The sequence below is a fragment of the Micromonospora sp. Mcm103 genome (genome assembly GCF_024519755.1).
Lineage (GTDB): Bacteria > Actinomycetota > Actinomycetes > Mycobacteriales > Micromonosporaceae > Micromonospora > Micromonospora aurantiaca.
In genome coordinates, this window is the sequence record NZ_JALJRJ010000055.1 from 1 (window position 1) to 984 (window position 984).

General features: G+C 69.8%; 1 protein-coding gene. It reads right to left on the reverse strand.

What is annotated here, in order from left to right:
- Nucleotides 1-69 precede the first annotated feature (69 nt).
- On the reverse strand, nucleotides 70-723 hold the full coding sequence (locus tag OC439_RS30140) for a C39 family peptidase (protein WP_262016379.1): 654 nt from the start codon (nucleotides 721-723) through the stop codon (nucleotides 70-72).
- Nucleotides 724-984 lie beyond the last annotated feature (261 nt).

Genomic DNA, 984 nt, shown 5'->3' on the forward strand with positions numbered 1-984 from the left:
TGGGGGTCGGGCCCTTCCGGTGTGCGTGCTGTCGCTATTGCTCTGCAGCCATATGTGCGGCGGTGTTGCTTAGCTGGTGCTGTAGCCGCGGGTGGCGATCCAGTCGGCGAGGTTGTCGATGCTCATGCGGTAGGTGGCGGTGTTGGGGTCGGCGCTGTCGGCGATGGTGACGGTGTGGCCGTCGTCGCGGTAGCCGATGACGCTGATGTAGTGGCCGCCTTCGAAGGAGTGGGTGGTGCCGTCGGTGTCGGTGGCGGTGCCGGCGATGTTGGCGACCACGGCCCGGCCGGCGTCGACGGTCTTGACGACGTCGGCGCGAAGCTTGTCGGTCTGCTTGTCGTCGGCCTTCGGGGTGCTGATCTCGACGGACTTGTAGGCGTCCTTCGCGCCGGTCTCCTTGTTCAGCACCGGGGTGATGTCGTTGATGGAGTTGGTGCCGGCCTCGGTGGTGCCCATCTCCTTGGCCATGGCGTGCACGTCGATGTTCTTGCCCTGCACGGACAGGGCGTTGCGGGCGGCGGCGGGGCCGCAGAAGTAGAAGTTGGGCTGGGCTTCGTAGCGCACGTCGAGTTCCCGCTCGCCGTGGCCCTTGCGGTCGGCCACCACGCTGGTGCTGGTGGTGGGGGCGGCGTGGGCGGCGATCGCGGGGCCGGCGATGCCACCGGCGGTGGCGGCGATACCGGCAGCGGTCAGAACGGTCTTGCGCAGCAGAGTGGTAGCCATGATGGTTGCCTCCCTGGTTGGGGGAAAACCGCGGCGATAGGGGATGCCGCGAGAAGGGGGAAAGTCTTCGGGGGGTGCCCGTCGGAAAAGGGCTGTAGCCGCGCGGGCGGCCGGGGGGCCTGCTCCGCGGCTCGGGGGGTGTAACGACGACCGGACCGGGGTCATTCCCGGGGACGGCGGGGTGCCCGTCGCTCGGGGGATGTAACGACGCCGGGGCCGGGCCGATTCCCCGACCGGCCGTGGGTGCCGGGCGGGCCGATG